Consider the following 25,184-nt stretch of genomic DNA (forward strand, 5'->3'; position numbering starts at 1 on the left):
CATGGTTATCTTTCTTTACGGAGAGGATTCTTATAGGATTGCGCAGAAACTAAAAGAGTTGGTTTCCGCCTATAAAGCCAAAAATCCAAGCGGCTTGAATTTTATTTCCCTTGATTTTTTCGAAAATAGTCCCGATGACTTAATGAGAAATATAATTTCCAACTCTTTTATTCCGGAAAAAAAACTTATTGTTGTCAAAAACATTTTTTCCGCCAAAGGCGAGACATCGCCCCTTCAGGGCGGGAAGGCAGACTCCGCGCTTTTAACGGATTTTCTAAAAAATAGCGATATCATTTCAGACCAGAATACCATTTTAATCGCATTAAGTTTTGGAAAGTCCGATAGCAAAAACGAACTTTTCAAATATTTAACAAAAAAGCCAAATTTATCAGAGCGTTTTGAAAATTTAAAGCCCTATGAAACTAAAAATTGGGTGAGGAACTCTTTAAGGCGGTCGGGGATTGAGATTGCCGGCGAAGCGCTGGATTTTCTTGTTTTAAGTTGCGGATATGACTCTTGGCGGCTTGGCGGCGAAATTAAAAAACTGACGGATTATAAAAATAAAGGCGTTATTCTTAAATCCGAGATTGAAAAATTAGTCGCGACCTCCGCTAATTACAACGTTTTTGAATTGACCGACGCTTTGGCAAGCAAAAATAAAAAAAGGGCTCTTTTGGCGCTTCACAAGGCTCTTGATAATGGTGAAAAATCAAATGAATTATTGGGGCTTTTGGCCTGGCAAATAAGGAATCTTTTGCGTTTTAAATTAGGCTCCGGGGAATCTGCCGGAACAAAACTTCATCCATTTGTTTTAGGAAAGCTTAAAGAATCGGCAAAGCTTTTTTCTCTTGAAGAACTGAACCGAATTATGTTTGGGATAATAAGTCTTGATTTGGCTTTCAAAACCAGCGATGTCAATGAAAAAACCGCGCTTTCCATTTTGGTAGCGGAGTTATAGTACCTCAATAAAATGTGCCCATTACTCTTCTTCGCGCATTCGCCCCGCCAGCGCGGGGCTCATTGTCCGCCTCAGGCACTTTATTCACCCCGCAGTTGCGGGGTGAAACCATGCTAAAGTGCCTTCGGAAGCTTCAGAAAAGCAATGGGCACATTTTAATTAACCAAATTTATTTTTTATAAACAATTTTCTATTTGTTCTCAAAGCGGGTTATGAGTGCGAGCGGGCATGGTCTGTCGCCATAGGCGACAGGAGCGAGCGCGAATCCCTGAGCGAGCACGCTGAGCGAGCGAGGAAAGCGTGAGAATAAGTAGAAAATTGTTTAAAACAAAATTTACAATTTATTGACGATTTTGGTTAGACGGGATTTCATTCGACTGGCGGTGTTCTTTTTAAGAAGATTATTTTTTACTGACTTGTCCAGAGCCTTGTAAACTTTTGGCAAGAACTCGATCGCGCCCTTTTTAGCTTTGGCTGTTATTAGTTTTTTTAGCGCCGCAAGCTCGCCTTTAAGAAGGCGTGATTTATTTAGATTATTCTTTCGTTGCCTTTTGTTTTTTCTTAAGGCCTTTTTAGCCGCTTTTGTTATTGGCATGTTTTTAATAATTTTCAATTTCTAATTTTCAATTTTCAATCAATGATTTAATTTTTAATTTTCAAACGTTTGAAAACTGGGCTATTGAAAATTCAATGAAAATTGTAAATTGAGAATTGTAAATTGATTATATATACATATACGCTCTATTTCTAATTTTGGCAAGTTTCGGGTACACTTAAATTGAAAGAAAAATTATATGATCTCTTATCTTGAAGGGAAAATTTTAGAAAAAGATGGCAAGTTTTTCACGGTCAACGTAAATGGCGTTGGCTATAAGGTTTTTTCTCATGACGGCGTTCTCCTAAAAATCCCGGAAGCCGGACACGATGTTAAGATCTGGGCCCATCTTTATGTTCGGGAAGATGCCCTTGATTTGTATGGGTTTTTAGACAGAGAAGAATTGGAATTTTTTGAAACTTTAATTTCTATTTCCGGCATCGGACCAAAATCGGCGCTGGGAATTTTGGAAGTGGCGCCGGTTATGAGCTTGAAGCAAGCAATTGTTTCCGAAGACGAGACTTTCTTTACCAAAGTGTCAGGCGTGGGTAAAAAAACGGCCCAGCGCCTAATTTTGGAGCTTAAAAACAAACTATCCAAGACGGTGGCATCGGTGAAGGGCAGCGACTCGGAACAAATGGGTGAAGCGCTTGAGGCGTTAGTAAGCCTAGGTTATAATCAGCGGGATGCCAGAAGGTCGCTTCAAGAAATTCCGAGGGACATTACGGGCGTTGAGGCCAAAGTTAAAGCGGCGCTTAAACTTTTGGGTAAAAAATAATTATCAATCCCGACGTAAAAGTCGGGACTCCGACCGAAACTCCGACGGTACCGTCGGAGAATGCGTCGGAGTTAAAAAAAGCAAGGATAATAGTAGTATGAAAGACCATAATCACGATTTAATTCATCATTTGTCGGAAACAATTGATAGCATTTGGCGGTATGATGAATACATAAAAAACGCGCAAGGTTGCGAGCATTGTACAAACTTGTGGGCGAAGCTGAAAGAAACAGATCAGGAAGCTGAAAAGATGCTTTTGGAAGAAATAAAACGGCACAGCGATGAAAAAAGATTCGACTAGACAAAAACAACCCCGCAGCCCCGACGTTATAGTCGGGGCTCCGACCCCTTAAAGGCGTCGGAGCTGCGGGGTTGTTTTTTTTAATTTGTGCTCTATTCTTAAAATAGTTCGAACGCATTTTGCCGCCTGCGGTGGCGACGGCCAGCCCCCAAAAATTTGAGCGGCTTCGCCGCAATCTTTGACAATTTCAAGTTTTTGAATGATTTAAGTGTAAATCATTCCAGTAAATTTTTCAATGGAAAATGATTGAAAAATTTACTGCTTTGGCGGCAGATTCTTTAGCACTTTTACAAAATGAAAAGCCTCTCACAGGGATTCGTCTTTAGCGAATATGTAAGAGGCCGGGTTAATAGGAGGTGATGTTGAAGTTACGTCACCGCGTAGATTCGCTCGACCTCTTCGCCGAGCCATATGTTGATGACCAACTTGGACTTCTCGACGACTTCACGCAACTGCGGCATGAGTTCCGCCTCGAGTTCCTGCTCCAGTTCGCGTTGCTCATCCTCATCGCCTTCGGCGACCATGTCGAGCATCGGTTGGACGATAATCCTCTTGAGCACGTCGGCGTCCATGAACTTGTTCATCGCCTTCTTAGAGAGGGCGACGAACTGCTTCTTGGTGAGCATCCGCCGCGTGATCTCGTCGGTCGCGTTCTCGAGCGCGAGAAGTTCGGTCGGTAGGATGCCACGTTCGGCCGCGAGGTCGAGCACTGTCGTGACCCACCGCCAGTATTCCTCGTAGGGATTCTTGCGGGGCGGGACCATCGCATGCACCATCTCGAAGATGTTCTCGAACATCAACTTCTCGAGCATCTTGCGCTCCTCGGCTTCGAGTTCGACGCCCTCGGTCCTCGCGATCTCGTTGATCATTGAAGGGACGAATCGGACGAAATCCCGAGACGAAAGCAAAGGCGTTGTGCGCCGGTTCTGCTTGAGGCGACGAGCGAGCACGTCGGAGATCCAGTCCGCGAACTTGTTTTTGATCGCGATGGCCTCCGGCTTCTCCTCCTGGACCTCGTTGCCGAGTTCCTGTTGGAGGCGTACTTGAAACTTCATCTGCTTGCTTTGCTCCGCGTTGAAACGCGCGAGGAGCAACGACTTAAGTTCCGCCACGGTCATGGTTTTTTTCATCTAACTTTCCTCCTTTTTAAGGTTCAAATTTCCACTTATCTTAACATAATTACTTGCTTATATCAAGTCCACAAGATCGGGAATCACTAAACTAAAAAACAGAAATTCTCTAGAATTTCTGCAACAAATAGTGTGAAAAAATTTTCTTTTACTAATTCAAAACCGCCAATTGATTTTTTCGCCCAAAATTCCCTATGATTTGGTCGCCGAGCGAAGCGAGGCGAACCAAAACTCCTTGAAATTTCCTACGTGGTGCCGCGGGAGAGAGTCGAACTCTCATGAGGTTGCCCTCAATGGATTTTGAGTCCATCGTGTCTGCCATTCCACCACCGCGGCAATATTATGATACACTACCTTTTTTTAATCCCATTTTCAAGCATTTTTAGCTGTTTTAATAAAGTAAAGTGTGGTAAAATTTAACTAATGCGCATTGCGTGGAATAAAGGAGTAACTAAATATAAATCGAAACTCTGTGCTTGCGGTTGTGGTGAATTAGTTAAATTACATAAGTATCCTAAAATGATGGGAGCGGTTTCACATACTCAGTTAACCAGTTCGTTAAAGGGCACGAGAGAAAGGGGGTTGGAGGTTTTAATCCAGAGATTAATTCTCCGCGATTATGTCTTTGCGGTTGCGGTCAATATACTAATAAATGTGGTAGCAGATATCGTCGTTTTATAAAAGGACATGAAAATATCGGCAGAACTGCTTGGAATAAAGGAAAACCTTTTTCTGCGGAGGTTAGGTATAAAATGAGAAGGGCTCGATTAGGAATAGAACCGGCGAATAAAGTTTTTATTGATACCGACCAGTTACGTCGTCTTTACGTTAAAAATAAAAATAATGCCAGACAAGTAGCTCAAGAATTAGGTGTTTCGTATAACTCAGTTAAGAATAGACTTCAAAAATTGGGGTGGGCGCGCTCAACAAAAGAATCCTGTTCAAATCCAAAGTTTAAGGAACAGATGCGCCAAATAAGAATTAAAACCTTAATCTCAAAACCAGTATTAGAGTCGCCGAATAGGCTTGAACAGGCAGTTTATAATACATTAGATGAACTTGGCGTTTTTTACCAAAAACAAGTTCCTCTTTTCAATAAATTTGTAGTCGACATTCTATTTCCTCAAAATAATTTAGTCTTAGAAATATTCGGGAGATATTAGCATGAATTACCGGTAAACAGGAAAAAGGATTTTTCAAAAAAGAAATATCTGCTTAAATGTGGTTATAAAGTCGATGAAGTTTGGGACGATGAAATTAAAAAAGTTGGAATTGCGCGGGCTCTTCAGTCGGTTTTAAATAAATATAGTCTATGGCCAAAGCAATAACAATTTGTAACGCCAAAGGCGGAGTCGGAAAGAGTACTACCGCCGTTAATCTTGGCGCCTATCTCGCAGCTTTGGGAAAATATGTTTTACTTGTTGATTTAGACCCTCAAGCCAATGCTACGGTCGGCCTGGGAGTAGATTGGCGCAAGCTTGAAAAACACATTTACCATTCGCTTATTGATTTTGAGAGTCCGGAGGGGATTATAAGAAAAACCGGCCTTTTCGGATACGACGTTCTCCCGGCCAATCCGGCTTTGGCCGGCGCCAATGTTGAACTTGTGAATTTGGAAAGGCGAGAATGGAGGCTTTATGATATTTTAAGGAAAATAAGAACCAATTATGATTACATTATTGTTGATTCGCCGCCGTCACTAGGTCTTTTAACCTTGAACGGTCTGGTGGCAGCTGAAGAAGTCATTATTCCAGTTCAATGCGAGTATTATTCCTTGGAAGGCTTGGGCCAGCTTCTTGAAACAATTGAATTAATACGTAATAATTTAGGGCGGGATTTGAAAATCAAGGGCGCGCTTCTTACGATGCACGACAAAAGGCAAAAGTTAAGCCGGGAAGTGGTTAAGGAAATAAGAAGGAATTTCCCGGGTTATGTTTTTTCGGCAGTTATTCCCCGGTCGGTGCCGCTCGCCGAGGCGCCCAGTTTTGGCAGGACTATTCTCCAGCACGCGCCATTTTCTTTAGGAGGCCATTCTTATCGGGAACTGGCCCAAGAAATTATCAACTTAGATAAATCCCGTTAGAAACTTTACATTATCAGACAAACTTAGTGTAAAATAGCAACTATTAATATAATTATAATTAAGAAAAATCTAGTTAGGTTTCTAACGGGATAAACAAAACAATCACATATGAGAAGTCTTGGCAGGGGTTTAGAATCATTAATCCCGAAAAATGATTCACAAAGTTCCGTACCACAGGGTTTATCAGATGAAAATCTTAAACAAAAAGAAAGCGTGTTTTTGATTGAGATTGATAAGATAAAAGAAAATCCCCAACAGCCGCGCCGCGGTTTTAATGAAGAAGAATTAAAATTACTTGCCGATTCCATCCGCGAGCACGGTATTTTACAGCCGCTTATCGTTACCAAACTCGAAGAAGAAAATCCGGCAGGTATAAAAGTTTTTTATGAACTTATAGCCGGCGAAAGGCGCCTTAGGGCGGCTAAAATAGCCGGACTTAACTTTATTCCGGCTTTGATCAGGAAAAAAACCGAAGAACGGAACAAACTGGAGCTGGCTTTGATAGAGAACATACAAAGGGCGGATTTAAACGCTATTGAAAAAGCGAGAGGATACGAGCGGCTGGCAAAAGAATTCAATTTGGCTCAGCGGGAGATCGCCGACAGGGTGGGGCAATCCCGTGAAGCGGTTGCCAACGCCATTAGACTGCTTCAACTGCCGGTTGAAATTCAAAGAGCAATTGAAACCGGAAAAATTTCAGAAGGTCACGGCAAAGCGATTTTAGCTCTTGACGATAATCAGCAATCGGCTTTTTTAAATGAAATTATTTCCAAAAACTTGTCGGTTAGGGCGGCCGAAAGTTTGGGCCGCCAAGTTAAGGGCGTTTCAAGAAAAATAAGGAAAAATATTGGCGATCCGGAAACAAAAGCCTTGGAATCGCGACTCGAAGAGTTCTTGGGAACTCGCGTTAAACTGGCCAAATCCGGCGGCCGCGGCAACATCTTAATAGAGTTTTATTCTCCCGAAGAACTCAACGCCATTTTAAACAAGATTTTAAAATATTGATAAATTTAAAATTGACATCTTAAATTTTATAACCCACTTCTTTCACGCTTTTAATCTTTTTTATCGCGAAGATAAGCTCTTCAAGTTTTTGTTTGTTTCTTGATTCAAGTGAAAAATTTAAGTAGTGATACGGATCTTTTCCTCCCTCGCTTTTTACCGAAAGAATATTTATCTTGTGAAAAGAAATCGCGTTAGTCACATCTTTCAAAATGCCGATGCGGTCGCGCACAACCACTCGCAATTTAATCGCGGGGATTATTTTCACGTTTTTATTTTCTCCGCCTATAGCGGAATTTTTTGATTTTATGGCGCTTTTTATTCTTTCTTTGGCTAAGTTTGTTTTCACAAAGCCAAGCCAATCTTCTGACGGCCTTTTATTTTTCTGAACTAAAATTTCCACTGCGTCTCCCGACTGGAGTTCGGTGTTTAGCGGTACTATTTTTCCATTTATTTTGGCGCCGGAGCATTCGTGGCCGATAGTGGTATGAACCTGATAGGCAAAATCAACCGGGGTCGCCCCTTCGGGGAGATCTAAAACGTCTCCTTTGGGAGTTAAAACAAAAATCCGGTCTTTGAAAAAATCGATTTTTAGCGATTCGAAGAATTCGTCCGTGCCACGGACGGCGTGTTGCCACTCCCGCAACTGTTCAATCCATAATAATTCTTTTTTCAATATTTCGGGGTTGCGATTGTTATATTGCTGTTCCTTATAAGCCCAATGGGCGGCAATTCCATTTTCGGCTTTGGCATGCATTTCCGGCGTTCGGATTTGGATTTCGGTTATTTTCCCCTCCGGCCCGAAGACAGAAGTATGCAAACTTTGATAGCCGTTTGGTTTCGGCATAGAAATGTAATCTTTAATAAGTCCCGGCACCGGTTTCCAGGTCTGGTGGATGGCGCCAAGGGTAAGATAACAGTCTTCAATATCTTTTACGATTATGCGGGCGGCGACAAGATCGTGGATTTTATCGAAATTCATCTGGTGGCGGAGCAATTTTTTATATAAGCTGTAAAAATATTTTGTCCGCGCGTTAATTTCTAACGGGGTTACGTTTTCCTTTTTTAAGATTTCATAAATAACTGGCGTGAGTTTTTTTATATAATTTTTACGCGTCTCGTACTTTTCTGACACTTCATTTTCCAAGTGGCCATACTCTTCCGGATACAGGTGCTTGAATGCCAAGTCCTCAAGTTGCCCTTTTAAGTCCCCCATTCCTAAACGATTGGCCAAGGGCGCGTAAATTTCCAAGGTTTCCAAAGCGATCTTTTTTTGATTCGTCTCTTCTAAAGCGTCCAAAGTCTGCATATTATGGTAGCGATCGGAAAGTTTTATTAGAATTACTCTAATGTCTTGTGCCATTGCCAAAAGCATTTTTCGTAAGTTTTCTGCTTTGCCTTCGACACCAATGTATTGGATTTTGTTAAGCTTAGTTACTCCGTTAACAAGGAAGGCAACGGCCTTCCCAAACTGCGCCTCAATGTCGCTAATGGTGTATTCGCTATCTTCAACCACGTCGTGAAGCAGGGCGGCAGCTATAGTTTCGGTGTCAAGATTCATTTTCGTAAGCGCCAGCGCTACACTTAGAGGGTGTTGAATATATGGTTCGCCACTCTCTCGTTTTTGTCCTTGATGGGCTTTCCACGCCAGTTCGTAAGCTCTCTTGATAAGAGCTCTTTCTTCCGAATTTTGAAAATAAGTAAGAATTTTTTCTAGCATTATAACTAAATTTCAGTTTCTTTATCTTTATTTTCTTTGTCCTCCGACTCGTCTGCCAAAGCCTTGGCGTCGGTGGAATCTTTTGGCGAAGGAGGATTAGGGTTCTGCCAAGTGGCCCAGTCGCATTGCGGATAGCTCGAACAGCCCCAGAAAGTTTTTCCTTTTCTGGTCCGGCGCTTCACAATTTGGCCGGTGTCACATTTTTTGCAAGCCCCCAAATCTTCCTTGCCTTCCGTAGCTTCAGCGGAGGAGGGTTTTTCTAGGTTAGCGGTGTATTTACAAGCCGGAAATCCGGTACAGGCGTAAAACTTTCCGTATCGTCCCATTCTGATAATCACCGGCTTTCCGCACTCGGGGCATTTAAGCTCTGTTGCTTCGGTTGCGAGTTCGCTTTTAGAAAGTTCGGTGCTTTTTTTATCGAGATTTTCTTTAAATGGTTCCCAAAATTCTTTGATAACAGGCTGCCACTTCTTTTTTCCATCGGCGATATCGTCAAGGTCTTCTTCCATCTTGGCAGTGAATTTAATGTCAACGACCTTGGGGAAATGAAGAACCAAGATGTCGCTTACCAAAATACCAATATCAGTCGGCTTTAATCTTTTTTGTTCGTCTTTAATAACATAGCGGCGCGCCTGTATGGTCGCTAAAGTCGGGGCGTATGTTGAAGGCCGGCCGATGCCGTGCTCCTCAAGCGCTTTGATTAAACTAGCTTCGTTATATCGGGCCGGCGGTTCTGTAAAGTGTTGTTCCGATTTTAGTTCTTTTAGTTTCAATTCCTCGTTTTCCAGAAGGTTTGGCAAGTTTGTTTCGGCAGTTTTCATCGGATAAACTTTAAGAAAACCGTCAAATTTTAAAACATTGCCGGTAGCTCGGAAAACATAATTTTCTTTGGATTTTCTTTCCGCGGAAATATCGGCCGATGTCGCTTCAAAAACTGCTGTCGGCATTTGAGTGGCTAAAAACCTTCTCCAAATCAAGTCATAAAGCTTAAACTGTTGGGGTGTTAGTTTGTCTTTCAAAGAATCCGGGTTTGTAGAGGATTGAGTCGGTCGGACGGCTTCGTGCGCTTCTTGGGCCGATTTCGATTTAGTCTTAAAAATCCGCGGTTCCGGCAACAAATAATTTTTGCCGAACAACTTTTCTATTTCTTTAAAAGCAGCTGTGACGGATTCTTTGGAAAGGTTAACTGAATCTGTTCTCATATAGGTTATGAAACCGGTTTCATATAATTGTTGGGCGACTACCATTGTTTGTCTGGCACCAAAACCGAATTTTGAAAAAGCTGTCTGCTGAAGGGTGGAAGTGGTGAAAGGCGGAAGCGGCTGTCTTTTCATTTCTTTTTTTGTTATTTTTTCTACCGAATAATCGGCGCCGTCTAAGTCGGATATGATTTTTTTTGCATCATCCGCGGTTTTGATTCCAAACTTTTCCAATCTCTTTTCCCCGATTTTTATAAGATTAGCTAAAAATTCACCTTCCTTTGAATTGGAAATTGGAAATTGAAAATTGGAAATTCTCGATTTACGCAGTACTGCGTAAATCGAGTGATATTCTTCCGGTTTGAAATTCAAAACTTCTTTTTCTCGCTCAACCACGAGACGGACGGCTACCGATTGGACGCGGCCGGCCGATAATCCGCGGGCAACTTTTTTCCATAAGAAAGGGGAAAGCTTGTAGCCGACTAAGCGGTCAAGAATCCGCCGCGCCTGCTGGGCGTCTACCAGCCGCATATCAATTCCCCGAGGATTTTTCAGCGCTTCTTCTATCGCGGATTTGGTAATTTCATGAAAAACAATTCTCTCATGCGGTTTTTTTTCTAGGCCGAGAGCGCTCACAAGATGCCAGGAAATGGCTTCGCCTTCGCGGTCTTCATCTGTCGCTAAAATTACCTTTTCCGATTTTTTTGCCTCACTTTTGAGGTCGGCGACTCTCTTTTTGGCTTTCGGTAAAATTACGTATTGGGGTTCAAAGTTTTTTATAATATCAATTCCGAGTTTTTTTTCCGGTAAATCCCGAACATGGCCGTATGAGGATTCAACTTTAAAATCGCTCCCAAGGAATTGTGAGATGGTTCGGGCTTTAGTTGGCGATTCAACTATTACTAATTTCATATAAATTCAGATAAAAATAAAATTTAAAAATTGCTTAGCCCCATTCGCCTTCGGCGAACGGCTCGCCCCCACCTACAATTTTAAAATTTTATTTTTATCTTCATTCTTTATATCTTTACAAATTTTCCGCCGATGTTTTTTATTATACCCCGTATTTCCAACATTGAAATTGTTGATAATGTCCGACTCATTGGCATTTTGGCAATTTCTGAAATTTTATCAACGTGGAGCGGCTCTATTTCAATTGTTTTTAAAATTAACGCCTCTTCTTTGCTAATGTCGTTTTCAGGCATTTTTGTTGCCTTGGGTTTTAAATCCGTTAAGTTCAGTTCTTCCAGAATGTCATCAATAGAAGAAACCAACTTAGCGCCCTTTTTTATTAAACTATTGGTGCCTAAAGAATTTTTTGAAAATAACGATCCGGGAATGGCAAAAACTTCCCGGTTTTGCTCTAAAGCCAGGCGCGCGGTAATTAATGCCCCGGATTTTTCCGGCGCTTCAACAACCAGTACGCCGCGGGAGAGTCCGGCAATTATTCTGTTTCGTTCGGGGAAAAACCAAATTTCCGATTTGGTCCCAGGCGCGTATTCGCTTATAACCGCTCCGCCGGAACTTACTATTTTATCAACCAATTTTAAGTTTTCGGAGGGATAAATGGACTCGTCATCCATGGCTGAGCCCAAAACTGCGATAGTTTTGCCTGCCCGCCCACTAGCGTGGCCGCTTCCGGCAAGCGCCCCTAAGTGAGCCCTGGTGTCTATGCCCAGCGCCAGTCCGCTCACAATGTTAAGGCCTAACTCCGATAATTCTTTAGCAATTTTAAAGGCTAAAGTTTTGCCATAGTCCGATGCCGCCCTAGTTCCGACGATAGCGAAATTCAAATCGCAACTCTTTGGCAGAATGCCCCTTACATGCAATTGTTTTGGAGCGTTGTGAATTTCTTTAAGAAGCTTAGGGTAATCTTGCGAAGATTTTTTTATGATTTTGATTTTATCTTCGGCGCTGGTCATAATGGTTAAAAACCATATCAGAATTTTTTTGATTTGACAAATCGAGGCAGGGTATTGACATCGCAATTGTCGATGCGATATGCTTTACACAATTAAAAACGCACACTCTTTCAAGAATCCCAGAAAGGAAAGGGCAAATCCCGCAGTCGCGGGATGTTCGACTCTATCCCTAAGGACAGGGTTTGGCGCGTTCTCTAAAGTCCCGCCCAGCGAGACGAAGGAGGAACGCCCCCTTGACTTTTTCTGGGATTTTTTGTTAGGGTGGGCGAAAGTCCTTTTACATATATGCTAAAAAAACAGAGAGGGAAAGATAATGAGACGACTGCTGTCAGCGTTTTTAACTGTTGCTACTCTTATTGTTGTTTCTAACGCATTTGCTTCTCCGGATATAGTTAAGCTCTCAAAAGAGCTTCCTGCCGATATTCTAAAAGATGCCTCGAGGATTCCGGATAAGCCTTACTTTCTTTTAGGGATTGAGTCCAAAGCCGGAAAGAGTCAGTGGGAACAATACCTGGAAATTCGAAAAATGATGCATTCACAAATTGTACAATTTACCAAAGCTGGGAATTCTCTTATTGATCGCGCTCAACCAGAATACCGCGCTGATGACACTTTGCAGAGCACGGTGGAAATTGCCGGCCGCAAAGTTCAAGTATTGTACATCGGACATCGATTTACTGAAGATGGCATGTATGCGTTAAAAACGCGTTTTGGCGAGAAAAACTTGGCGGAATTTTCACCGCTTTACGAAAAATACAAGACTCGTTGGGCGGTAGGAGATAAGGCCAGTTGGGGCATTTCTGATAAAAAGTGGCTGACTATTCGCCAGTTGCTAAGCCATCAGCAGTTTGAAAGGGTAAAGCAGTTTGTGCATGAAGAAGTTATTCGGAGCGCTGCTAACGAAAATACGAAGTATTTCAAAGCAATGAAGTTTTTTGAGAAAACCATGGCCAAACGGGCTGCAGTATTAGATGATCCTGATTATATTAAGCGGGCCTCCGAGCCAATCAAAAATACCTTATTGAATACCGAAGACATTTTGCCGGTACCCCATGTTCGTACGGAAGATTTTTTGCCTGACTTATTTCTTTTCGGTCCCGGAAGTATGTTTGGTGGGATGACTTTGATAGGTCTCCCGCAATCAGAAAGAGTCGTGTTTTTGGATATGCGAGCCGCCATGGCTGATTACATCCGCGGCGGTCAAAGCACTGCTGCTCATGAGTTTGTTCATGTAAATAAGTATTTGCAGAATTTTGCCATGGGAGCGTATTTTGATGTTGAAATTTTCGCTGAAATGGCGACAGGCGTTTGGCAAGCGGATCTGTTTAGTTACTTTTGGCATCCGTATTACGCGCACTGGAGAGATTTGGCTAACATATATTTTGGTTATGACACGCGCGAAGTTCAGCAGCGTCTTTTCCCGGGCGAAGTAATAGAAGATTTTAGTGTCGTTGATATAAACCGGAAGGAATTTGAAGAGAACGCTATGCGGGTAGAGGCCATTGCCGGTGAATTTAAAGGTTTTATTGAGAAGTTGTATGTAGAATTTTATTCTGATCCGTTATTTTGGAGTGCAGTTAATACGAAGTTCTGCGATAAAGCGGCAACGTTGCGCATAATGTTTGCGCTATACTACGAGCCGGCCGGGTTGTTTGATCCCAAGAAAACCGATGTTAACGGCAATGTAATTTCGGCCGCGGTTCAAACCAAAGAATGGCTTATGAAAGAGGAAGAATCTGGCCGCATTACCCGCCTTGCCAAATTAGCCATGGATAAAACCGGGACATTACGGGAAAAAGACAAGAAAGAAGCCGAGGAAAGTGAAAAAGAATTGCCAAAACTATTTAATCAATTCAAGTGTCCGGTCCAAAGTAATGCATATTTGGCTTCTCGCGGGGAGCAGATTGAATTAGCGTCTGCGCTTGGGCGCATGATTGAGCGCGCAAAAGCAGGCGATGGTCTTGCGCGAGCCATGCTTATACGGGCAACCGGCAATGCATTTAAGGAAAAACAGTCGTTTGCAGACTTGATTCCTAGAGTGGTTGAATTTCTGAAAAAGGGGGTGTGGCGATGAAAGCCGTAAAGGCAGTTTTTGTTCTCGGGCTGTTATTATTCGTTTCTGCTTGTGCTCGTCCGACCTTTGTGGTCGCACGAGACGAAGCTATTGATCCGAGTGGCGAATTTAAATACAACCGCAAACAGGCAGAAATTGCCGCTGAACGCGCGGTTCTTATGCTCGCCGCGACTTATAAAGATGGTAAATGGGAGTTAAAGCGCGATATTGTAAAAGTTGAAGAGATGAAAAAACTTTTGACGGATAGAGCCAAATCGCTGGACTTGCTCTTGCGATATGATGATAAGTGGTCCGCACGTTTTATTGATTGGCTAAAGGGCATGCGTCCGGCCATTGAACAAGAGGAGCGGGCGACTCTTTGGGCTCTTCAGCAAATTCAACTAGTTCATACTTATAACGAATTTGTAGATCTGGTTGGTCATTTGCCCAAAGAACTTATTGGTAGCGACACAGAGTATTTTTTTGAGCATAGCCCAAAAAACTATTCTATTAGGATGTTATATCCAGCGAAGGATATCGCCCAGATTCCATTTACGGCCAGTTATTTAGAGGAAGCCAAGAAACAAAACAAGCTTAAGTTGGTGGACAGCTTTACTGTTTTGGATTCACAGAACTATAGCGAAAAAATTCCTGATTTTGAAGATGCCAATAAATTCTCGTGGGATAAGCGCGAACGTGGCTGGACTATTTTGTCTTATAAAATCACCGCGACGAGCGATCGTCCCAATGACAATGTCGTTCAGTACATTGAAGTTTTCCGAGTAGACGCTAATACGCTGAAAATAGAAGAACTTCCGGCTTTACGTGGATTCCTCGCCGCAGGCGCGAGCAATACTACTGTTTTTATTCTTGATTATGATAAGGCCGGAGAAAACGGCTTTGGTAGCCCTGATGCGGTGAAAAAAATTTTACAGAATATCATCACCGGCCGAGATCTTTACGATAACGAAAGTTTGCGTAAAGATTTATTGGTTGAGCTTTACGAGCGGCCAAGAAATAACAAGGATCGGCCGGAACGCAGACGCCCGCCGGATCCGCCGGTATATGTTGAGATTGTCCCCATGGGCAAGAAACTTAAAGTTGACATTTGGGAAATGAAGAAAGAAGGATGGAACGTTCCGATTTCTTTCAAGGACCTCTTCAAAAATCTTGAGGTAGTATATGGTAAGCCCGACAAAGACGATCTGGAGAAAATCAAGTCAGGTCAAATTACCGGTGATCTGAAAAAGATCTCTTTGTTAATTCGTGAGTTTAAGATGTCCGGGGAAACGGTTGTCGTTGAATATTGGAAGCCGAAGGCTGAATATTTGAAGATGAACGTGCGTTCAATTACCGGAGGCATCGGAGCGAGCGCCACGTACACTTTGCAGAGAAAAGGATTTCCGAAAGAAGAGGCCGAAATAGAATATTTTGGAGATAAAATCACTCAGGTTGATTACTTCTACGGCGGTTTGTGGTTTCGTATAGTTGATGAAGACGGCGATGGTACTTTTGAAAAAAGACGCCAAATCGCCGATCCGACTAAATCATATAAAAACACGCAAGCTGTTCACAGTAATTATGGCGATTTTAATTAATAAAACTCAAAAGCGTCTCGTTATTAAACGAGACGCTATTTTTTTGGTGTCATCTATTCTATTTTGGGTTTTAACCTTAATAGGTTTATTGAGAGCCGCTCGTCAGCCCCGACGGTACCGTCGGGGCCAGTTGGCGGATGGCTTTTTTTATGGTCTTATCAAGTTCTTTTAATTCTTCGGGCGTGAATTTTTTTAATATTATCTTATCCGCTTTTACTCTTGTATTTTGCTTGCCCGCCGACTTGTCCGCCAAAGCTTTGGCGTCGGCGGAAGCTTTAGCGAAGGCGGGTTGGATGCCGATTCTCAAGCGCCAGAAGTTTTTTGTTTTAAGATTTTTTATTATGGATTCAACACCCTTGTGGCCCGCCGAAGAACGACCGAAAGAAAGTTTGAAATTGCCCCACAAGATATCAATGTCGTCATGAGCAATTAAAACATTTTCCGGCTTTATCTTAAATTTTTTCATCAAAGCCAAAACCGCCGCTCCGGATTTATTCATAAAAATCCCAGTTTTAGCTGAAACAACTTTTTTGTTTTTATAATTATTTTCTAAAGCATCAATAAATAAAAAGCCTGCGTTGTGCCTGGTGAGCTCATATTCTTTTCCGGGATTGCCAAGCCCGATGATTAATTTGACCCCGTTAGAAATTTTATTCATAAAAATTCTTTAAGTTAAAATTAACAATTTGTATTGTATGCTTCATTAGTTTAGATAAATAGATTTCTAACGGGGTTGATTTTATCCATTTTTAGTATATAATTATCTGGTATTTTGTATATTGTATCTGGTATCTAGTATACCAAATACAAAATACCAAATACAAAATACAATGATAAAATCATTTTTTAAGTTTAGCTGGGATTTAATCAAAGTAGCTTTAATAGCTCTCATTTTGGCCGGTACGGTACGTTACTTTTTAGTCCAGCCGTTTTTTGTTGAGGGCGCTTCAATGGAGCCGAATTTTGAAACCGGCGAATATCTTTTGATTGATGAATTAAGCTATTACTTCAGGGATATTAAAAGAGGGGAAGTTGTCGTCTTTCATTATCCGCTGGACACTTCCAAGTACTATATAAAAAGAGTTATCGGGCTTCCCAACGAAACTATAGAAATTAAAGACGGGAAAATTACTATTTACAATAGCAATAATCAAGAAGGATTTTTAATATCCGAGGATTATATTCCGTCAAACTTTGTAACAGAGGGCAATATCAAAAAAAAATTAAGTAAAGACGAATATTTTGTCTTGGGCGACAATCGTCCGTCTTCTTCCGATTCAAGACGCTGGGGAGTTTTGCCAAAGATTGATGTTGTGGGCCGTGTTTTTTTGAGAGCCTGGCCGTTTGACCGCGCAAGTATTTTTGAAACACCAAATTATCAATAATCATAAGAAAATGTCACGAAAAGCTAAAATAAAAACATTTCAAGCCCCGAAAGGGATGCACGACATTCTTCCAAATGTCCATAAGTATTGGGACAAATTTTTCAAAATTACCAGGGAATTGGCCGTTTTTTATGGTTTTGAAACAATTGAAACTCCTGTAGTGGAATACGCCGATTTATTTAACAAAGGGCTTGGCCTTAACACCGATGTCGTTGAACATGAAATGTATACTTTAAAAACCAAAGGCGGCGACTTTTTGGCTTTGCGGCCCGAACTTACCGCCGGGGTTGTAAGGGCGTATCTTGAAAACGGATTTCCCAATCAGCCTCAACCGATTAAATTTTTTCATTTTGGTCCGGTATTTAGGCATGAATCGCCGCAAGCCGGGCGTTATCGCGCCTTCCACCAGGCTGATTTTGACGTTTTCGGCGAAGAGGACGCCGTAGTTGACGCGCAGGTCATTCAGCTTATTTATGCGATTCTTTCGGAGCTCGGGTTAAAAAATCTTTCTATTCAAATAAACAGCATCGGTGACAAAAACTGCTGGTTAAAATTCCGCGAGGAGTTAAAAATGTATTACCGGAACAAAATTTTGAGGCTTTGCAATAATTGTAAAAAGAGGGTGAAGGAAAATCCATTGAGGATGCTTGACTGCAAAGAAGAAGAATGTGCGGCCTTGAAATCTTCGGCACCGAACTCTGTTGATTACCTTGATAAGACCTGTCATGATCATTTTAAGTTGGTTTTAGAGTTTTTAGACGAGATCGGCCTTCCTTACAGTTTGAATCCTTACCTTGTTCGCGGTCTTGATTATTATACCCGAACGGTTTTTGAAATAGTTTCGGAAAACGCAAACGGATCGCCGGTGGCTTTAGCCGGAGGCGGCCGTTATGATTATTTAGTATCCCAGTTGGGTGGCAAACTGACGCCGGCAATGGGCGGTTCTATCGGCATTGAAAGGGCTATTATTGAAATGCAGCGGCAGGAAGTGAAAGTAAGTGCGGCAAGGCCGAAAACTCGGATATTTTTGGCACAACTTGGCGATTTGGCGAAGAAGAAAAGCTTGAGGCTTTTTGAAGAATTCCGGAGAAACAATATCAATGTTTCAGAGTCGTTCGGGCGCGACTCCGTTAAGGCCCAATTGCGGGTTGCCGACCGGCTCGGCGCCGACGTAGCGCTTATAATCGGCCAAAAAGAAGCGCTTGACGGCACTATAATGTTAAGGGAAATGCAATCCGGCGTTCAGGAAATAATCCCCTCGGATAAAATTATTGATGAAGTTAAAAAGCATCTTAAAAGAATAGTGCCGAGGATGCCGTTGACTAATAATGAAATTGATGATAAAGATGGTAAAAAAACAGAGTTCTAAAATGGATTGTATCTTTTGTAAAATTGTAAAAAAAGAAATTCCGGCGGACATAGTTTTGGAAGACAATGAAATGATGGCTTTTAAAGACATTCGGCCAAAAGCTCCGGTTCACTTGCTGATTATTCCGAAAAAGCACATCGGCCCGATAAACGAGCTTGATTCAGAAAACAGCGCAATTATAGGCCAGTTAACTTTAAAAGCAAAAGAGGCGGCGGAAAAAATGGGAGTTTCGGAAAATGGTTATCGCCTGGTGTTTAATGTCGGCAAGGATGCCGGTATGGAAGTTGACCATTTGCATATGCATCTTCTTGCCGGAAAATTGTTACCATTTTAGAAATTAGAATTTATCTGGCTTCGCCAGATCTCGCGAAGCGAGAGAAATTTACAACTACATGCCTATTGAAGTGAAAAAAAAAGAAGGAGAAAGCGCATCAAGCCTTTTAAGGCGTTTCTCAAAACGCGTCCAGCAAAGCGGTGTTCTGATAAGGGCTCGCAAGGGCCGTTTTTACCTGTCAGAGCCGACTAAACGTCAAAAGAGGTTAGGCGCTTTGCGGCGGCTTAAAAACCAAAAAGAAAGAGAAAAACTCTATAAATTGGGCAAATTGCCTCCGGAAAAGAAATTTAGGCGTTAATCCCGTTAGAAATCTAAGTTGGTGGACTAATGGGGGAATATAAAAATTTCGTAGTTATTATAGAAATCGAATCATTATTTAACATAAATTTCTAACGGGATGACTCTGAAAGAAAGAATAAACGAAGATCTGAAAACCGCTTTTAAAAGCGGTTCTAGTGATGTTGTTTCAACTCTGCGATTTTTATCGAGCGTAATTAAAAACAAAGAACTTGAAAAAAGAACCAAGATGTCAAAAGAAGGAGGACTCGCGAAAGAACTCGAAAAGCTGTCGGAACTTACTGAAGAAGAATTGATCGGTGTGATTTTGGGAGAAATAAAAAAAAGAAAAGAATCGGTTGTCCAATATGAAAAAGGCGGCCGCGCCGATCTGGCAGAAAAAGAAACCAAAGAACTTGAAATTATTAAAAAATATGCACCGGAAGAAATGCCCGAAGACGAGTTAAGAGCGATAATTAAAGGAAAGATCGGCGAGATAGGCGGCGCAACGATGAAGGATTTCGGCCGGCTGATGAGTTTAATAATGGCTGAAGTCAAAGGCCGAGCCGGCGGCGATATCGTTAAAAAAATAATAGAAGAAGAGTTAAAATAACTTTAATGAAAAATGAGATTCTTGTTTATAATAAAACAAAGCGCCGGGTTCCGGAAAAATTAATAAAATTGATTATATCTGGAGCTCTCAAGTTTTTAAAACTAAAACAGCCGGTGGAAATGGCTGTTTTAGTTTTAAGTGGGGTGGAAATTAAAAGATTAAATAAAGTCTGGCGCGGTAAAAACAATATCCCGGATGAACTTTCTTTTGGCTTAAATAGCCGTCAAACGGTAAAATTTGCTAAAGATAATAACGGCATGTTAGAATTAGGAGAAATAGCGGTTAATGTTGATAAAATCTACGATAGAAAGCGTTTGTCAAAAATTTTGGTTCACGCCCTGCTTCATCTTCTGGGACATCATCATGAAAAATCGGCTGCCCAAGCCAAGAAAATGGAGCAGTTGGAGAAAAAGATTTTAAGTAATTTATAAAAATTTAGAAATTAGAAATTAGAAATTAGAAATTTTCGTTGCATGTCTCGAGAAGATATTATTATAGGCCTTGATGTGGGTACCACTTCTATTCAGGCGGTAGTGGCCACAAAAAAGAAGACGCAGGAAATTCCTCAAGTTATTGGCTGGGGCGAGTCAGTGGCGAAAGGAGTGCGCTGTGGTATTGTCGTTGACATTGAGGAGGCATCGTCGGCCATAAGAGAGGCTTTTCAAAAGGCGATAAATCACGCCGGTATCAAACATAACGAAGCGGTTGTAAGCGTTGGCGGCAACCACATTTTTGTAAGACCTTCAAAAGGCGTTGTTATCGTTTCTCGCGCCGACAGAGAAATCTCAAGAGAGGACATTCAAAGAGCGCTGGTTCAAGCCGAAGCTATACCGGCCAGTCCGAACCGAGAAATTTTGCATAATTTAGCGCGGGAATGGACGGTTGACGGCGAGGAAGGCGTCAAGGACCCGTTAGGAATGACCGGAATCAAACTCGAAGTTGACACGCTAATAATTGAAGGCGGGTTTCCGGCTTTAAAAAATCTTAGAAAAGCAGTAAATTTGGCCGGAATAAAAATTAAAGAACTGGTTTTAGCGCCGCTTGCGGCCAGTTATGCGGTATTAAGTCCTCGCCAAAAGGAGTTGGGAACACTGGTTTTAGATATCGGCGGGGGCACCACCGGTTTAGTTGTTTTTGAAGAAGGCGATATTTTTCACGCAGCTATTTTAAAATTTGGCTCGGCTCACGCTACTCACGATTTGGTTTACGGTCTTCAGGTTGATATAGATACGGCCGAAAAAATTAAAAGATTACATGGCTCGGCCTTGGCGGAAAGTACCAGTTCCAAGGATATTGTTGATTTGAAAAAATTAGGAGGCGATAGTTCCATTTTAAGAAAGGAAATAGCGACAATTTGCGAAGCGAGATTTTTGGATGTATTTGAGGCGGCTCAAAAAGAACTTAAAAAAGTCGGTAGAGCCGCTATGCTGCCAGGCGGAGCAGTTCTGACCGGCGGCGGTTCCAAAATCTCGCGGCTTGATAAACTAGCAAAAAAAGAGTTAAGCCTGCCTTGCTTTAGAGGGGTGGCTCAAGGAATTTTAGGGCCGGAAGAGATTACTCAAGATCCCGTTTTTGCCACGGCTTTGGGGCTTGTAATTTGGGCTTTTAACGGACACATGTCCGAAAGGGAACCGATAGAATCCCAATGGAGTTTTATTAAATGGCTTGGGAACATTTTTATTCCTTAAATTCTTATTTATAACTCCCAATTCACGACAAACCGGTTGCCAATTAATATAGGCGGTGATATATTAGTTTAAAATTACAAATTACATGGCTCGCATCAAAACCGATATTGAAACTTTTGCGCGCATCAAAGTGGTGGGCGTTGGCGGCGGCGGCGGTAATGCCGTAACCAGAATGTTTAATTCCCAGATAAAGGGCGTTGATTTTATTTTAATAAATACCGATGCTCAAGATCTCCATAATGCCAAAGCTAATACGAAAATTCATATTGGAAAAAACCTTACAAGAGGGCTCGGCGCCGGCATGAACCCCGACGTCGGAAAACAAGCGGCCGAAGAAAACCGCGATGAAATTGCCAATGCCTTAAAGGGAGCTGATTTAGTTTTTATAACCTGCGGTTTGGGAGGAGGTACGGGTAGCGGCGCCTCTCCGATTATCGCCGACGCGGCTCATGATATTGGGGCTCTCGCAGTGGCAGTAGTTACCAAACCGTTTGCTTTTGAAGGTAAAAAAAGAACGCTTATTGCCGAAGAGGCGATTTTAGCGCTCCGCGAGCGGGTGGACACTTTGATTACAATTCCAAATGATAAGGTTTTAAATCTTATAGATAAAAATACTTCTCTCGTTGAGGCATTCAACATTATTGATGATATTTTACGGCAGGGCGTTGCCGGTATTGCCGATTTAATAACTTACCCCGGCATAGTAAATGTTGATTTTGCCGACATTAAAGCAATTATGTCTGAATCCGGCCCGGCGTTGATGGGAATTGGAAAAGGTAAGGGGGAAGACAGGGCGATTTCGGCGGCTAAATCAGCAATCAACTCGCCATTGCTTGATATTTCAATAGATGGGGCACATGGCGTCTTGTTTAACGTTTCCGGAGGAGCCGATTTGGGGATGAGCGATGTAAACGATGCGGCAAAAGTTATAACAGAATCAATTGACTCTGAAGCTAAAGTTATTTTCGGCGCGACGTTTGATCAGCGCCTTAAAAAAGGAGAGGTAAAAGTAACAGTAATCGCCACCGGTTTTGGCATGAATAAGCGTAGTAATGGAAATGGTAATGGAAATGGCAGTTCGGCGGTTTTTAAACCGGACATTAATCAAGTTTTGGCGACAAGGCCGGTTATTGAAATTATCGACGACGAAGAAGAATGGGACGCGCCGGCCTATTTAAGGCGTAAAAAAGAAAAGGATGACAAAAAGTAGGGTCCTGCTCTTGATTCTACTTAGTTTTATCGGAGGAATATTTTGGTATTCATTTATATCTTCCGCCCCGCAGTTGCGGGGCGGAAGTTTTGTTTTAGGAATTTTTGTTTTGATTTGGAATTGTTATAAATGGCGGCAAGGAAAATTAAAAGTCACGGGTTTAGTTCTGGCGTTTTGCATTTTATCTTTTGGAGTCGGTCTTTGGCGCGCCTCAAATGTTTTTGATAATGGTTCAACTTCGTTCACCATAAATAAGGAAAAGATAATTTTAACCGGAAAAGTAGCGGCCGAGCCCGACATCCGGATTGATTTTTCCCAATATGCTTTGGACATTATGGAGTCAACGGCTCCGGAACTGAAAAATAGCGGTAGAATTCTCATTAAAACAGGTCTTTATCCGAAATACAATTACGGGGACACCATAGAAATCAGCGGAAAGGTTGAAACTCCAGAGAACTTTTCTGATTTTGATTATCGGAGTTATCTGGCTAAAGATGGAATTTTTTGGATAAGCAGGTATCCTGAAATCGACTTGCTCGGTAAATCAAAAAACTATGAGTTATACGGCATTCTATTTGCCATAAAAAATTCTTTTATTAATCAAATAAATGAGATTTTACCCGAACCGCAGTCGTCTTTTTTAGCCGCACTTCTTGTCGGGGCTAGGCGATCATTACCGGCGAATTTGGTTGAATCTTTTAAAAAAACCGGAACCAGCCATATTGTAGCGATTTCCGGTTATAATATTTCCATCATCGGGATAATGCTTTTTAACGTTTTAAGCTTTTTGCTTTTGCCGAGGCGATTTATTTTTTGGTTCACCGGCGCGATCATTTTTCTGTTCGTTATTATCGCCGGAGCCGAATCTTCGGTGGTTAGAGCGGCTATTATGGGAACCATTTTACTTATCAGTAAACGCGAGGGCCGGTTTTATAATGTGGCAAATGCTATTATACTTGCCGGAGCCGCTATGCTGTTTTTCAACCCTTTTTTACTTCGTTATGATGCCGGATTCCAGCTTTCTTTTTTGGCAACCCTAGGATTGGCCTACTTTTCGCCTTATTTTGAAGTTTTACTTATAAAGTTGCCGAATGTTTTTTCATTCAGAAGTAATTTAGCCGCAACTTTATCGGCTCAACTAGCCACTCTTCCCGTCGTAGTCTTCAGCTTCGGCCAGTTTTCAACACTTAGTGTCCCGGCCAACATACTGATTCTGCCGGCTATCCCTCCGACAATGTTTTTTGGGTTTTTGGCGGCAACCGTAAGTTTTATTTCCATTAAATTAGGCAGCTTTTTGGGACTAATTGCCTGGTTTTTGCTTTCTTACCAGATTTGGGTAGTTAGGTTTTTGGGTTTTTTATCCTGATATGAAAAAGTTTATTTTGATAATTTTTACTATCGCAGTTATGGTCTGGTTTTTTGTTTTGATTCCCGACACGAAAGATCTGGAGATGATTTTTTTGGATGTCGGGCAGGGAGACGCTATTCTGGTTAAAACTCCAAAAAATCAGACGTTGGTCATTGACGGCGGGCCGAACAGTAAAGTTCTGGAGAAGTTGGGGAAATACCTTTCGCCGCTTCAAAAACGGGTGGATATCGTAGTTTTAACCCACCCCCATGCCGATCATGTTACGGGTCTTATTGAGGTTTTGAAAAGATATGATGTCGGCCTTCTTATTTTGGGCGGAGCGAATTTAAAAACCGATGTCTACAATGAATTTATAAAAACCACTTTGGACAAAAAAGTCCTCGTTCTTATTGCCGAAAGAGGGCAGGCGATTCATTTTAGTGAAGATTTGGAATTTGACATCTTGTCGCCTTTGAGCGCAAACCAGGGCATTTTTAATAAAAAAAGCGAAGGGTTTGGAACAGCCGGCAATGAAGTTAACGACGCTTCAATTGTCGGCAAACTGATATTTAATAATTTTTCCGTCTTGCTTACCGGTGATGCCACCTCAAAAATTGAAAACCAGCTTTTGTCTTACGGAAATGCCTTAAAATCCGACATTTTAAAGGTAGGACATCATGGCTCAAAGTATTCTTCGTCTTTTAACTTTCTTAACGCCGTTTCTCCTAAGGCCGCCATTATTGAAGTTGGGGCTAAAAATCGCTACGGCCATCCGTCGCCGGCGGCTTTAAGCCGTCTTGAAATGTTCGATATTGGCATTTTCCGCACCGATCTAAACGGCGATGTTAAAGTCGTAAGTGATGGTTTTACAACTAATATCTACAAAGAAAAATAAGTTCGTCTTTATTTGCCAGCGATCGCTGGCAAATGAAGACGATGAAGAATAAGAAATAAAAATAACCTCCCCTAAGTCAATAAAAGTTTGTTGTCAATTAAGTTTTTATATGTTAATTTGTTTCTATAAAATTATAAAAATTTATGGCACAAGAACGGACCGTTGTTTTAATAAAGCCCGATGGCGTGAAACGCGGGCTCATTGGCGAAGTAATTTCACGTGTTGAAAAACGCGGTCTTAAAATTATAGCGCTTTCAATGATAAGCCCGACCCGAAAGCAAATTGACGCGCATTATCCCAAGGATTTAGCTTGGGTAAAACGCCTTGGTGAAAAATCTTTGGCAACTTACGCAAAATACGGTTGGGACGCGAAAAAAGAAATGGGCACTGACGATCCGATGAAAATCGGCAAATCTATTCGCAATTGGATTTTGGATTTTATGACTTCCGGCCCTCTAATAAAAATAGTGGTTGAAGGAATCCATGCTGTTGATATGGTTAGAAAACTGGTCGGCAACTCTATTCCGGCGCTAGCCGAAATGGGAACAATCCGCGGTGATTTTTCGGTCGATTCGGCGGCGCTGGCCAATAAAAACAAAAGGGCGGTTCATAATTTAATCCACGCCTCGGAAACTCCCGAAGAATCAAAACATGAATTGGAATTTTGGTTTTCGCCCGAAGAAGTTTTTGATTACAAGCGGGCAGAGGAAGATATAATGTTTTGAAT

General features: G+C 41.8%; 25 protein-coding genes and 1 tRNA gene. 19 read left to right on the forward strand and 7 right to left on the reverse strand.

The window, feature by feature from the left end; genetic code table 11:
• The first annotated feature begins 1 nt into the window (after position 1).
• Positions 2-958, forward strand: a complete 957-nt coding sequence (gene holA, locus HYW79_00980) for a DNA polymerase III subunit delta (protein MBI2635102.1) — start codon at positions 2-4, stop codon at positions 956-958.
• Positions 959-1,292: 334 nt separating this feature from the next.
• On the opposite strand, the gene HYW79_00985 is transcribed toward holA, so the two are convergent.
• On the reverse strand, positions 1,293-1,553 hold the full coding sequence (locus HYW79_00985) for a 30S ribosomal protein S20 (GenBank protein MBI2635103.1): 261 nt from the start codon (positions 1,551-1,553) through the stop codon (positions 1,293-1,295).
• Positions 1,554-1,752: 199 nt separating this feature from the next.
• Here HYW79_00985 and ruvA point away from each other — a divergent pair, with 199 nt between their 5' ends.
• Together ruvA and HYW79_00995 are read left to right on the forward strand one after the other, a co-directional pair.
• Complete coding sequence (gene ruvA / locus HYW79_00990) at positions 1,753-2,331, forward strand: Holliday junction branch migration protein RuvA (GenBank protein ID MBI2635104.1); 579 nt, start codon at positions 1,753-1,755, stop codon at positions 2,329-2,331.
• A gap of 97 nt (positions 2,332-2,428) precedes the next feature.
• The gene (locus HYW79_00995; protein MBI2635105.1) at positions 2,429-2,632 is read left to right on the forward strand and encodes a hypothetical protein; all 204 of its coding nucleotides are present in this window, start codon (positions 2,429-2,431) and stop codon (positions 2,630-2,632) included.
• A gap of 368 nt (positions 2,633-3,000) precedes the next feature.
• Here the strand turns inward: HYW79_00995 and HYW79_01000 are convergent, their stop codons facing one another.
• Positions 3,001-3,750 carry a hypothetical protein gene (locus HYW79_01000; GenBank protein ID MBI2635106.1) on the reverse strand — a complete coding sequence of 250 codons (750 nt, stop codon included), beginning with the start codon at positions 3,748-3,750 and terminating at the stop codon, positions 3,001-3,003.
• A 262-nt stretch (positions 3,751-4,012) separates the two neighbouring features.
• Positions 4,013-4,098, reverse strand: a tRNA-Leu gene (locus HYW79_01005).
• A gap of 416 nt (positions 4,099-4,514) precedes the next feature.
• Between HYW79_01005 and HYW79_01010 the strand changes: the two genes are divergently transcribed.
• From HYW79_01010 to HYW79_01020, 3 genes are all read left to right on the forward strand, one after another.
• On the forward strand, positions 4,515-4,925 hold the full coding sequence (locus tag HYW79_01010) for a hypothetical protein (protein MBI2635107.1): 411 nt from the start codon (positions 4,515-4,517) through the stop codon (positions 4,923-4,925).
• A 149-nt stretch (positions 4,926-5,074) separates the two neighbouring features.
• On the forward strand, positions 5,075-5,845 hold the full coding sequence (locus HYW79_01015; GenBank protein MBI2635108.1) for a ParA family protein: 771 nt from the start codon (positions 5,075-5,077) through the stop codon (positions 5,843-5,845).
• Between the two features lie 108 nt (positions 5,846-5,953).
• Positions 5,954-6,850, forward strand: a complete 897-nt coding sequence (locus tag HYW79_01020; protein MBI2635109.1) for a ParB/RepB/Spo0J family partition protein — start codon at positions 5,954-5,956, stop codon at positions 6,848-6,850.
• Positions 6,851-6,869: 19 nt separating this feature from the next.
• On the opposite strand, the gene HYW79_01025 is transcribed toward HYW79_01020, so the two are convergent.
• The 3 genes from HYW79_01025 to dprA form a co-directional block, all read right to left on the reverse strand.
• The gene (locus tag HYW79_01025) at positions 6,870-8,567 is read right to left on the reverse strand and encodes a bifunctional (p)ppGpp synthetase/guanosine-3',5'-bis(diphosphate) 3'-pyrophosphohydrolase (GenBank protein MBI2635110.1); all 1,698 of its coding nucleotides are present in this window, start codon (positions 8,565-8,567) and stop codon (positions 6,870-6,872) included.
• Between the two features lie 5 nt (positions 8,568-8,572).
• Complete coding sequence (gene topA / locus HYW79_01030) at positions 8,573-10,678, reverse strand: type I DNA topoisomerase (GenBank protein MBI2635111.1); 2,106 nt, start codon at positions 10,676-10,678, stop codon at positions 8,573-8,575.
• Positions 10,679-10,785: 107 nt separating this feature from the next.
• The gene (dprA, locus tag HYW79_01035; protein ID MBI2635112.1) at positions 10,786-11,688 is read right to left on the reverse strand and encodes a DNA-protecting protein DprA; all 903 of its coding nucleotides are present in this window, start codon (positions 11,686-11,688) and stop codon (positions 10,786-10,788) included.
• A 313-nt stretch (positions 11,689-12,001) separates the two neighbouring features.
• On the opposite strand from dprA, the gene HYW79_01040 reads away from it, so the two are divergent.
• Both HYW79_01040 and HYW79_01045 read left to right on the forward strand, forming a co-directional pair.
• Positions 12,002-13,762 (forward strand): hypothetical protein, encoded by a 1,761-nt coding sequence (locus tag HYW79_01040; protein MBI2635113.1) that lies wholly within the window; start codon positions 12,002-12,004, stop codon positions 13,760-13,762.
• Positions 13,759-15,339, forward strand: coding sequence for a hypothetical protein (locus HYW79_01045; protein ID MBI2635114.1), 1,581 nt, complete (start codon positions 13,759-13,761; stop codon positions 15,337-15,339). The genes HYW79_01040 and HYW79_01045 overlap by 4 nt, the downstream gene beginning before the upstream one ends.
• An 85-nt stretch (positions 15,340-15,424) precedes the next feature.
• Here the strand turns inward: HYW79_01045 and HYW79_01050 are convergent, their stop codons facing one another.
• On the reverse strand, positions 15,425-15,997 hold the full coding sequence (locus HYW79_01050; GenBank protein ID MBI2635115.1) for a peptidyl-tRNA hydrolase: 573 nt from the start codon (positions 15,995-15,997) through the stop codon (positions 15,425-15,427).
• Positions 15,998-16,169: 172 nt separating this feature from the next.
• Here HYW79_01050 and lepB point away from each other — a divergent pair, with 172 nt between their 5' ends.
• The 11 genes from lepB to HYW79_01105 all read left to right on the forward strand — a co-directional run bounded on the left by lepB (position 16,170) and on the right by HYW79_01105 (position 25,182).
• Positions 16,170-16,724: a signal peptidase I gene (gene lepB, locus HYW79_01055; protein ID MBI2635116.1), complete on the forward strand. Its 555-nt coding sequence runs from the start codon at positions 16,170-16,172 to the stop codon at positions 16,722-16,724.
• 55 nt (positions 16,725-16,779) lie between these two features.
• Positions 16,780-18,093 (forward strand): histidine--tRNA ligase, encoded by a 1,314-nt coding sequence (locus tag HYW79_01060; GenBank protein ID MBI2635117.1) that lies wholly within the window; start codon positions 16,780-16,782, stop codon positions 18,091-18,093.
• Between the two features lies 1 nt (position 18,094).
• On the forward strand, positions 18,095-18,427 hold the full coding sequence (locus tag HYW79_01065) for a histidine triad nucleotide-binding protein (GenBank protein ID MBI2635118.1): 333 nt from the start codon (positions 18,095-18,097) through the stop codon (positions 18,425-18,427).
• Between the two features lie 58 nt (positions 18,428-18,485).
• Positions 18,486-18,725 (forward strand): 30S ribosomal protein S21, encoded by a 240-nt coding sequence (locus HYW79_01070; protein MBI2635119.1) that lies wholly within the window; start codon positions 18,486-18,488, stop codon positions 18,723-18,725.
• Between the two features lie 99 nt (positions 18,726-18,824).
• A complete protein-coding gene (locus HYW79_01075) occupies positions 18,825-19,316 on the forward strand; it encodes a GatB/YqeY domain-containing protein (protein MBI2635120.1) in 492 nt (163 codons plus the stop codon).
• A gap of 5 nt (positions 19,317-19,321) precedes the next feature.
• Entirely contained in the window at positions 19,322-19,747 is a 426-nt protein-coding gene (gene ybeY, locus HYW79_01080) for an rRNA maturation RNase YbeY (GenBank protein MBI2635121.1), read from the forward strand.
• Positions 19,748-19,789: 42 nt separating this feature from the next.
• Positions 19,790-21,004, forward strand: a complete 1,215-nt coding sequence (gene ftsA, locus HYW79_01085) for a cell division protein FtsA (GenBank protein ID MBI2635122.1) — start codon at positions 19,790-19,792, stop codon at positions 21,002-21,004.
• Between the two features lie 85 nt (positions 21,005-21,089).
• Positions 21,090-22,214 (forward strand): cell division protein FtsZ, encoded by a 1,125-nt coding sequence (gene ftsZ / locus HYW79_01090; GenBank protein ID MBI2635123.1) that lies wholly within the window; start codon positions 21,090-21,092, stop codon positions 22,212-22,214.
• Positions 22,201-23,580, forward strand: a complete 1,380-nt coding sequence (locus tag HYW79_01095) for a ComEC family competence protein (GenBank protein ID MBI2635124.1) — start codon at positions 22,201-22,203, stop codon at positions 23,578-23,580. Before ftsZ ends, HYW79_01095 begins: the two co-directional genes overlap by 14 nt.
• A 1-nt stretch (position 23,581) precedes the next feature.
• A complete protein-coding gene (locus HYW79_01100) occupies positions 23,582-24,457 on the forward strand; it encodes an MBL fold metallo-hydrolase (protein MBI2635125.1) in 876 nt (291 codons plus the stop codon).
• A 143-nt stretch (positions 24,458-24,600) separates the two neighbouring features.
• Complete coding sequence (locus HYW79_01105; protein ID MBI2635126.1) at positions 24,601-25,182, forward strand: nucleoside-diphosphate kinase; 582 nt, start codon at positions 24,601-24,603, stop codon at positions 25,180-25,182.
• The last annotated feature ends 2 nt before the right edge of the window (positions 25,183-25,184 follow it).

The sequence above is a fragment of the Parcubacteria group bacterium genome, from assembly GCA_016186325.1.
In the GTDB taxonomy this organism is placed as follows: domain Bacteria; phylum Patescibacteriota; class Minisyncoccia; order UBA10092; family UBA10092; genus JACPHB01.

Bases quoted from the DNA above. Each gene is read 5' to 3' on its own strand.
- HYW79_01060 (MBI2635117.1), top strand. From the start codon at position 16,780: ATGCACGACATTCTTCCAAATGTCCATAAGTATTGGGACAAATTTTTC.
- ftsA (MBI2635122.1), top strand. From the start codon at position 19,790: ATGTCTCGAGAAGATATTATTATAGGCCTTGATGTGGGTACCACTTCT.
- holA (MBI2635102.1), top strand. From the start codon at position 2: ATGGTTATCTTTCTTTACGGAGAGGATTCTTATAGGATTGCGCAGAAA.
- HYW79_01075 (MBI2635120.1), top strand. From the start codon at position 18,825: ATGACTCTGAAAGAAAGAATAAACGAAGATCTGAAAACCGCTTTTAAA.
- HYW79_01025 (MBI2635110.1), bottom strand. From the start codon at position 8,567: ATGCTAGAAAAAATTCTTACTTATTTTCAAAATTCGGAAGAAAGAGCT.
- ruvA (MBI2635104.1), top strand. From the start codon at position 1,753: ATGATCTCTTATCTTGAAGGGAAAATTTTAGAAAAAGATGGCAAGTTT.
- HYW79_01015 (MBI2635108.1), top strand. From the start codon at position 5,075: ATGGCCAAAGCAATAACAATTTGTAACGCCAAAGGCGGAGTCGGAAAG.
- lepB (MBI2635116.1), top strand. From the start codon at position 16,170: ATGATAAAATCATTTTTTAAGTTTAGCTGGGATTTAATCAAAGTAGCT.
- HYW79_01105 (MBI2635126.1), top strand. From the start codon at position 24,601: ATGGCACAAGAACGGACCGTTGTTTTAATAAAGCCCGATGGCGTGAAA.
- HYW79_01040 (MBI2635113.1), top strand. From the start codon at position 12,002: ATGAGACGACTGCTGTCAGCGTTTTTAACTGTTGCTACTCTTATTGTT.
- HYW79_01065 (MBI2635118.1), top strand. From the start codon at position 18,095: ATGGATTGTATCTTTTGTAAAATTGTAAAAAAAGAAATTCCGGCGGAC.
- HYW79_01050 (MBI2635115.1), bottom strand. From the start codon at position 15,997: ATGAATAAAATTTCTAACGGGGTCAAATTAATCATCGGGCTTGGCAAT.
- HYW79_00995 (MBI2635105.1), top strand. From the start codon at position 2,429: ATGAAAGACCATAATCACGATTTAATTCATCATTTGTCGGAAACAATT.
- ftsZ (MBI2635123.1), top strand. From the start codon at position 21,090: ATGGCTCGCATCAAAACCGATATTGAAACTTTTGCGCGCATCAAAGTG.
- topA (MBI2635111.1), bottom strand. From the start codon at position 10,678: ATGAAATTAGTAATAGTTGAATCGCCAACTAAAGCCCGAACCATCTCA.
- HYW79_01045 (MBI2635114.1), top strand. From the start codon at position 13,759: ATGAAAGCCGTAAAGGCAGTTTTTGTTCTCGGGCTGTTATTATTCGTT.
- HYW79_01010 (MBI2635107.1), top strand. From the start codon at position 4,515: ATGAGAAGGGCTCGATTAGGAATAGAACCGGCGAATAAAGTTTTTATT.
- HYW79_01100 (MBI2635125.1), top strand. From the start codon at position 23,582: ATGAAAAAGTTTATTTTGATAATTTTTACTATCGCAGTTATGGTCTGG.
- dprA (MBI2635112.1), bottom strand. From the start codon at position 11,688: ATGACCAGCGCCGAAGATAAAATCAAAATCATAAAAAAATCTTCGCAA.
- HYW79_01095 (MBI2635124.1), top strand. From the start codon at position 22,201: ATGACAAAAAGTAGGGTCCTGCTCTTGATTCTACTTAGTTTTATCGGA.
- ybeY (MBI2635121.1), top strand. From the start codon at position 19,322: ATGAAAAATGAGATTCTTGTTTATAATAAAACAAAGCGCCGGGTTCCG.
- HYW79_00985 (MBI2635103.1), bottom strand. From the start codon at position 1,553: ATGCCAATAACAAAAGCGGCTAAAAAGGCCTTAAGAAAAAACAAAAGG.
- HYW79_01070 (MBI2635119.1), top strand. From the start codon at position 18,486: ATGCCTATTGAAGTGAAAAAAAAAGAAGGAGAAAGCGCATCAAGCCTT.
- HYW79_01000 (MBI2635106.1), bottom strand. From the start codon at position 3,750: ATGACCGTGGCGGAACTTAAGTCGTTGCTCCTCGCGCGTTTCAACGCG.
- HYW79_01020 (MBI2635109.1), top strand. From the start codon at position 5,954: ATGAGAAGTCTTGGCAGGGGTTTAGAATCATTAATCCCGAAAAATGAT.